The 7,842-nt window shown below is 70.8% G+C and carries 7 protein-coding genes; 5 read left to right on the top strand and 2 right to left on the bottom strand.

Annotated elements, in window-relative coordinates:
• Nucleotides 1-75: 75 nt before the first annotated feature.
• Nucleotides 76-198, bottom strand: a complete 123-nt coding sequence (locus AWQ70_RS42030) for a hypothetical protein (RefSeq protein WP_281197037.1) — start codon at nucleotides 196-198, stop codon at nucleotides 76-78.
• Between the two features lie 128 nt (nucleotides 199-326).
• Here AWQ70_RS42030 and AWQ70_RS18180 point away from each other — a divergent pair, with 128 nt between their 5' ends.
• Genes AWQ70_RS18180 through AWQ70_RS18190 form a run of 3 tightly spaced genes read left to right on the top strand, consistent with a single transcriptional unit; the run spans nucleotide 327 to nucleotide 3,793 of the window.
• Nucleotides 327-980 (top strand): ABC transporter ATP-binding protein, encoded by a 654-nt coding sequence (locus tag AWQ70_RS18180; RefSeq protein WP_157530141.1) that lies wholly within the window; start codon nucleotides 327-329, stop codon nucleotides 978-980.
• Nucleotides 977-1,765, top strand: coding sequence for an ABC transporter permease (locus AWQ70_RS18185; RefSeq protein ID WP_157530142.1), 789 nt, complete (start codon nucleotides 977-979; stop codon nucleotides 1,763-1,765). Before AWQ70_RS18180 ends, AWQ70_RS18185 begins: the two co-directional genes overlap by 4 nt.
• 18 nt (nucleotides 1,766-1,783) lie before the next feature.
• Complete coding sequence (locus AWQ70_RS18190) at nucleotides 1,784-3,793, top strand: polyprenyl synthetase family protein (protein ID WP_067177473.1); 2,010 nt, start codon at nucleotides 1,784-1,786, stop codon at nucleotides 3,791-3,793.
• Nucleotides 3,794-3,878: 85 nt separating this feature from the next.
• Here AWQ70_RS18190 and AWQ70_RS40560 read toward each other — a convergent pair whose 3' ends face one another.
• Nucleotides 3,879-4,064: a hypothetical protein gene (locus AWQ70_RS40560; protein ID WP_218004567.1), complete on the bottom strand. Its 186-nt coding sequence runs from the start codon at nucleotides 4,062-4,064 to the stop codon at nucleotides 3,879-3,881.
• 698 nt (nucleotides 4,065-4,762) lie between these two features.
• Here AWQ70_RS40560 and AWQ70_RS18200 point away from each other — a divergent pair.
• Nucleotides 4,763-4,963: a hypothetical protein gene (locus tag AWQ70_RS18200; protein WP_067177475.1), complete on the top strand. Its 201-nt coding sequence runs from the start codon at nucleotides 4,763-4,765 to the stop codon at nucleotides 4,961-4,963.
• Between the two features lie 370 nt (nucleotides 4,964-5,333).
• Nucleotides 5,334-7,842: type I polyketide synthase (locus tag AWQ70_RS18205; RefSeq protein ID WP_157530143.1), on the top strand; the 2,509-nt coding region annotated here is incomplete at its 3' end.

Here is a 7,842-nt window from a genome sequence, read left to right on the forward strand (position 1 = left end):
CGGGACCGCTGGAGCCGGACGTCGAGGAAGTCGTGGAGGTCCTGTCCGAAACCCGGTTTCGCGACGGCGACCAAGTCACCGGCGGTCGGCGAGGCCCAGGCCGCCGCCGAGGTCGACGCGGGCGGCGGCGTCGACTGTGACAAGAAGGTGGGACCGTACCTCCAGCACCTCCGGCACTTTGAGCGACTGTGCGATCACATTGCGCTATCATTGCCGGGCGGGCGCACCTCTTGAGCCTTCCTTTGCGTCCCTTGTCCCCAGGTGTGTGCAGGCGACCCGACCAGGTCGGGGAAACGGGTCGGGGAACGAGGTCAGGGAAGTGGTAGATGCCGTCGGATGAGCCCGTACTGCGGGTGCGGAACGTGCGGAAGGGCTATCGGCAGGCCCCGGTTCTGCGCGGGGTGGATCTCGATCTGCCGCCGGGCCGGGTGGCGGGGATCGTCGGGGAGAACGGCGCGGGCAAGACCACGCTGCTGCGCGTTCTCGCGGGTGACCTGCGGCCGGACGGCGGGTCGGTGCACTGCGGCGGGCGCATGGGCCACTGCCCGCAGGAGACCGTGCTGCACGACGCGTTCACCGTCGAGCAGCACCTGCGGTTCTTCCAGGTCGCCTACGGGCTGGAAAGCCTGCGCAGGGCCGAGGAGCTGATGGACGCGCTGCGGTTCCCCGCCCGCCGCCGGGCCCGCCCCGGCACGCTGAGCGGCGGCACCCGGCAGAAGCTGAACCTCGTCCTGGCCCTGATGCACGACCCGGACGTGCTCCTGCTCGACGAGCCCTACCAGGGCTTCGACTGGGAGACCTACGTGCGGTTCTGGGACCTGGCCGAGGAGCTGCGCGCGCGTGGCCGCTCCGTGCTGGTGGTCTCGCACCTCGCCTACGACGCGGGCCGCCTCGACACACTCCACCGGCTGGAGGACGGCGTGTTGCGCGAGCAGGAACGCGACGCCGCCGAGAGCGGGGACAGGGTGGGTGCGCCGTGAGACGCCGATGGGGCTGCTACACCACCGCGTTGCGGATGACGTTCGTGGAGCACCTGCGTAACCGCCTGGCACTGGTGATCGTCGTGCTCTTCATCCCGGTCTGGACGATCCTCATCTACGTCCTGTCCCTGGAGATCCCTCTCCCGTTCCACGTCCGCGCCGCCGGCCGGTCCGTCATCGTGCCGGCCAACGTCCTGAACCAGATCGGCGGGGCGCTGCAGATCCTGGCGCTGATCACCGGATTCATGATGTTCGTGACCACGATGCGCTCGGCACCCTTCGACCGCCGGCTGGTACGGTCCGGTTTCCCGCAGCTGTGCCTGATCGCGGCCAAACTCACCGCCCTGGCGGTGGTCGCGGTCTCCGTCGCGCTCTACGCGACCGGCCTGATCTGCCTGACCCACCGGCCCGCGCAGCCCCTCCTGCTCGCCGCGGCCCTCGCCGGCGGGGCGCTGATCTACGGAGGGATCGGCATCGTGCTCGCCGCCGTGCTGACCAGCGACCTCGCCGGCATGTTCCTCGTCATCGTGATCTGCTCGGCCGACCTGGCCCTGCAGAGTCCGCTCGCCACCCCCGCCGCAGGAAGCGTCCTGGTGCGCTTCCTGCCCGACTTCGGACCGATGCAGTCGGCCGTCGCGGCCATCGCCCTGGACACGGTGCCCTGGTCTGCCGTCGCCCCGGCCGTGTGCTGGGCGCTGGGCACGGCGGGCCTCGGCGTCTCCGCCTTCGTCAGCCGCAGGGGCGCGCACCAGCCGGCGGGCGCGCCGGCGCCGGCGCGCCCGTGAGTTCCGTCAGGAGGATCCATGACATCCGCAAGCGCGTCCCGTGTTTTCCCCGCTTTGGAGCCCGACCTGGAACGGGTACGGGAGATGCTCGGCCGGGCAGGCACACCGGGCCGGTCCGATCTGGCGGCGCTGACCAGGGAGCCGACCGGCGGGAACCGCCGCCTGATCCGCCCCACTCTGACGCTGCTGTCGTACTACCTGCTCGCCGGCCCGGAGCGGGCCGCCGACGTCCGGGCCGTCAAGGCCGCGGCGGCCGTCGAACTGCTGCACATGGCGTCGCTCTACCACGACGACGTCATCGACGACGCGCGGCAGCGCAGGGGCAGGCCGAGCGCCAACAGCGTGTGGGGCGAGCGCCTGGCGGTCCTGGCCGGTGACCTCCTGTTCGTCAGCGGCAGCCGGCTCCTCGCCGAGCTGGGCCGGAGTGAGGCCCTGGCGGTCGCCGAGACCGTCCAGCGCACCTGCTCGGGGATGATCGCCGAGACCGCCGACCGCTTCCTGCTCTCCCGCACCGAGGAGGCCTACCTGGAGGTGACCGGAGCCAAGACGGCCGAGTTGTTGTCTCTGGCCTGCAGGCTGGGCGCCATGCAGGCGGGACGGGGCCCCGAGGCGGAGGAGGCCCTGGCACGGTTCGGCCGGCATCTCGGCATGGCGTACCAGATGCGCGACGACATCCTCGACCTGACCGCGACGACCGGGGAACTCGGCAAACCGGCCAACTCCGACATAGCGGAAGGCGTTTACACGCTCCCCGTGATCATAGCTCTGGCCCGCGAACCCGCGCTCGCCCGGCTGCTGCGCCGCGGTGTCACGGCAGCCGACGCCGAGCGCGCGCGGCGACTGGTCCTCTCCTGCGGAGCCGTGGACGAAGCCCGGACGGTCGCCGACGCCCAGATGGAGACGGCTCTCCGGCAACTCGACGGCCTCGGCGATCCGCGGTCACGGGAGGGGCTGGCCGACTACGTCCGGTCGGTCATGCGCTCCGCCGGCCAGGCCGGCCCGGCTCTCGTCACCGCGCCACCGCCCTCTTCCGCTCCCGCCCAGCCCGACGTCCGGGCCCGGGTGCAGGAGCGGTTGGACGCCTGGTTGCTGGACACCGGACTCGCCGCCACGCCGGAGGAGGCCCGCCATCCGAGATGGCACGGCATGGCCTCGGCCACCGCGCTGATGTGGCCGGGCGCCGACGCCGAGCAACTAGAGACGCTGGCCCGGTGGATGCTGGTGTGCATCGTGCTCGACGACCTCTTCGACGAGCCGGGGCTCGCCGACCCCGGGGAGGTCGTCCGGCTGCGAAACCGGCTCGCGCTCCTCATCCGTGGGCTCGACGACACCCCGCCGACCGGTGGAGCGGTCGCTACGGCCCTGGCCCAGTCCTGGGAGCGGATCCGCCCGATCCAGCCGGCCTCGTGGCGGACGCGCGCCCTCGGCCACCTCCTGGAATGGCTGGAGGCAGCCGAGCGCGAGGCATGCCACCGGCTCGGCGGGTTCGTCCCCAGCCTGCGGGACCAGGTCCCGTTGCGCCTGGGGAGCGCCGGGGTGCCCGTCTTCCTGGACAGCTTCGAGATCACGTACGGCACGGAGATCGAGCCGTCGGTGCGCGACCATCCGCTCCTCCGGCGGTTGCTGGACCTCGGCACGGCCACCGTGCTCGCGGAGAACGACCTGCGGACCCTGGAGCAGGACGAGGCCGCCGGCGCTCCCTACAACCTGGTCAGGGTGCTCCGCCACGAGACCGGCTGCACCAGACAGGAGGCGATCGACGAGGTGACTCGCCGGGTCGAGGACGGCTACGCCCAGATGGACGCCATACTCACCTCCGGACCCGCCATCCTGTGGCCCGCCGGGGGCGGCGCCGACTCCGTGCCGGCGATCGGTCTCCTGCGCATCATCCGAGACCGGCTGCCTGGCTGGCGCGCCATCCACGACGTCGACCGCTACAGCCGCTCGTCCAGCGGAAGCGGAACGTACCTGGCCCGGCTACGCCGGGAACTCCTGCTCGATCCCGTCGAGGCCGGCGCGGCACGCTGACCACCGGCTGCCCACGGCCCGGAGCCTCGATCGTTCATTTCGACGGTCGTACACGTTCTGGGCAGGGGCTGGCTCATTACCGTTCTCACACGATCGGCGGACGGCGGGCGCGGGTGAGCCGTAGCACCGTGGTCCACGACATCGGACGTCGCTGCCCGTGCCCGCCGCTGAGACCCTCCCGCAGACCGGCGAACCAGATCGCGAGGTTCCTGCGGGACCGGATGCGGGCGACGCTGATCAGGGTCCAGACCAGCAGGTAGACGGGGATCAACGGGGCAGGCAGGTGACGGTAGGCGAGCCAGGCCCGATTACGCGCGACCAGACGGTAGAAGGCCGCGTGCCGGGCAGGGTCGGTGGCCGGGTGGTGGATGACGATGTCCGGAGCGTAGTAGCCGGTGCGTCCCAGATCCCACAGTCGCCAGCTCGGGTCGATCCCCTCGTGGAGTCATCATGTCTCCCACAGAGGGTGAAGTACTCGGCGGACACAAGAAGTCGCCACCTGTTGACGGGCGGGTGACGTGGTCATTCGTAGTGGCACCCTAACGCCGCATCAACAAGGTGGCGCCGGGATGGACTACCTGGGCGGTTCTTGTCCGCAACACGTCGGGTTGGCCTGGGAACGCCGAAGCCGTAGGCGACGATCATCTCCGCCGGCTCTGTGCCCACAGGTCCGAGCCACGAGAGCATCCATGCCCTGGTGCCCGCGGCATGGGGATGCGGCCCAGCTCGCCGGCCTGGAGACCTCGGCATGGGCACAGCAGGTCACTGAGCGGCGACAAGAAGCCGCCAGAGCTGCCCAGAGTGGAAATCCTGTCAGACGTACGGGAAATGCGATAACAATCCGCTTGCGGCGGCAATCAAATCAGAAATGCCGCGAGTGCCGGCAGGCAATACGCTCCGGGCCGGGTTTGGTTCGGGTTGACGGACACCCGAGATCAAAGGTTCACCCCCGGAAGGAAGCGCCCGTGCATGGCGGAGAAGCAGGGCGGCCACAACGTCAAACGGGGTGTGAGCTACTGGGAGTCTCCCGTGCCGCCTTCCATGTCCGCGGCCACGTCTTGCCCGGTCCCCGCGGTCGCGGATGCGGCCGGCAGCTCGCCCGCGCCCGCGTGGATCGGGACGCGGAGGGCGCCGATGTCGCGGGCGATCCGCAGGGCGAGCGCGCTGTGATAGGCGGCGTCCTCGGACCGGCCCAGCCGCGCGCACGGCCAGGGCCAGGCTGATCGGCACGTTTGGCCGCCCTCAACCGGCTACAGGCACTCCCGGCCCCGCCTGGAACAGCGGAAGGCCCCTGTCGGGCGACGATGAAAGGACCCCGGGCCCCTGGAACCCCGCCCGCCCGGCGCGACAGCCGGGCCCGCGGCCTGACCGCGGAAATCATCACCCCAGCCGAACCGCTGACCGACCACGAGAAGGTCGCGAAGAGCGAGGTTAGGGGTTGTCGCGTATGGGTTTCCCCTATTTACGATGCGATGAGCTGATCTCTCGGCTTCGGTGTCAGCTGCGGTTTTTCGCTGAATGGGCGTAGGGGTGAATTCGCGTGGGAGATGAGCAAAAGTATCTCGAATACCTGAAGCGAGTGACGGCCGATCTCCGGCGCACACGCCGTCAGCTTCAGGCAGCCGAATTGCGCGAGCGGGAGCCTATTGCCATTGTCGCGATGAGCTGCCGATACCCGGGCGGGGTGAATTCCCCCGCCGACCTGTGGCAGCTCGTGGCCTCCGGCCGCGACGGGATGACCCCTTTCCCGAACGATCGCGGCTGGCCGGAGGAATCCGCTTCCGGCTACGCGCGCGAGGGCGGGTTCGTGGCGGACGCGACAGATTTCGACGCGGGGCTGTTCGGGATCTCGCCGCGTGAGGCGCTGGCGATGGATCCGCAGCAGCGGCTGCTGCTGGAGGCCGCGTGGGAGGTAGTGGAGCGGGCGGGTATCGACCCGCGCTCGCTCGGCGGTAGCCAGACCGGCGTGTTCATCGGCGTGTCCCCGTCGGCCTACGGGGCGAGCGGGCAGTCGTTCCCCGAAGCCGCTTCCGCCCACCTGGCCACCGGCACCGCGGCGAGCATCGTCTCCGGCCGAGTGGCTTACGTGCTGGGTCTGGAGGGCCCGGCGATCACCGTGGACACGGCTTGCTCCTCCTCGCTGGTGGCCCTGCACCTGGCTGTGCATGCTCTTCGCGCGGGCGAGTGCGAGCTGGCGCTGGCCGGTGGTGTCGCGGTGATGTCCTCGCCGAGCGTGTACGCCGAGTTCAGCCGCCTCGACGGGCTCGCCTCGGATGGGCGGTGCAAGGCGTTCGCGGCCGGAGCGGACGGCACCGGCTGGGGCGAGGGCGTCGGTCTGCTGCTGGTGGAGCGGTTGTCGGACGCGCAGCGGCTCGGGCACCAGGTGTTGGCGGTGGTGCGGGGGAGCGCGGTCAATCAGGATGGCGCGTCGAACGGGTTGACGGCGCCGAACGGTCCTTCGCAGCAGCGCGTGATTCATCAGGCGTTGACGAACGCCCGTCTTGAGCCCTCCGACGTGGATGTCGTGGAGGCGCACGGCACCGGCACGAAGCTCGGTGACCCGATCGAGGCGCAGGCGTTGCTGGCGACGTACGGGCAGGACCGCTCAGAGGGTCGTCCGTTGTGGCTGGGGTCGATCAAGTCGAACATCGGCCACACCCAGGCCGCGGCGGGTGTGGCCGGTGTGATCAAGATGGTGCAGGCGATGCGGCACGGTGTGTTGCCGCCGACCTTGCACGTGGACGAGCCGACGCCGCATGTGGACTGGTCCGCGGGTGCGGTGGAGTTGCTGACCGAGGCCCGGCCGTGGCCGGAGGTGGACCGGCCGCGTCGTGCGGGTGTGTCGTCGTTCGGGATGAGCGGCACCAACGCGCACGTGATTCTCGAGGGTGTGGCGCCGGCTCCGGTGGAGCCGCCCGCGCCGGTGGGCGACGCCGGTGCCGTGGGACTGGTGGTCTCCGCGAAGACGGCGGGCGGTCTGCGCGCTCAGGCGGAGCGGTTGAGCGGGTTCGTCGCGGAGTCTGACGCGGATGTGCGTGACGTGGCCTGGTCGCTCGCCACGACCCGGGCGGCGTTGGACCACCGCGCGGTGGTGCTCGGATCCGATCGGGACGGCCTGCTCGACGGGCTCCGTGCGTTGACCGCGGGGGAGCTTTCCGGTCGCCTGGTGTCGGGTGTGGCCGGTGAGGGCCGGACGGCGTTCCTGTTCACCGGTCAGGGGGCGCAGCGGGCCGGCATGGGGCGGGGCTTGTACGAGTCCTTCCCGGCATATGCGCGGGCGTTCGACGCGGTGTGCGCGGAGCTGGACGTTCGGCTCGATCGGCCGGTCCGGGATGTGGTGGCCGAGGGTGTCGATCTCGACCAGACCATGTGGGCGCAGGCCGGACTCTTCGCTGTGGAGGTGGCGTCGTTCCGGTTGCTGGAGTCGTGGGGCGTGCGCCCGGACTTCCTGCTGGGGCATTCGATCGGTGAGATCGCCGCCGCCCATTGCGCCGGAGTCTTGTCACTCGAAGACGCGTGTGCGCTGGTTGCGGCGCGGGGCCGGCTGATGCAGGCGCTCCCGTCGGGTGGGGCGATGCTGGCCGTGCAGGCCTCCGAGGACGAGGTCCGGGAGGCCGCCGATGACCGGGTGGACATCGCGGCGGTCAACGGCCCGCGCTCGGTGGTGATCTCCGGGGACGCCGGGGTGATCGACGAGCTGGCGGCCCGGTGGACGGCCCAGGGCTTCAAGACCAACCGGTTGAGGGTGTCGCACGCGTTCCATTCCCGGCTGATGGAGCCGATGCTGGCCGAGTTCGCGACGGTGCTGGAGACGCTGACCTTCGACGAGCCGCGGATCCCGATCGTGTCGAACCTGACCGGCGAGGTGGCCGATCCTGGGCTGCTCACGTCCCCTGACTATTGGGTCCGGCAGGTGCGCGAGGCGGTCCGCTTCGCGGACGGGGTCAGGAGCCTGGCCGAGCGGGGTGTGTCCCGGTTCGTGGAGCTGGGCCCGGACGGGGTGCTGTGCGGGCTGGCCCAGCAGTCGGTCGACGAAGCGGTGTTCGCGC

It is taken from the genome of Microtetraspora niveoalba, from assembly GCF_001570405.1.
Classification (GTDB): domain Bacteria; phylum Actinomycetota; class Actinomycetes; order Streptosporangiales; family Streptosporangiaceae; genus Microtetraspora; species Microtetraspora niveoalba.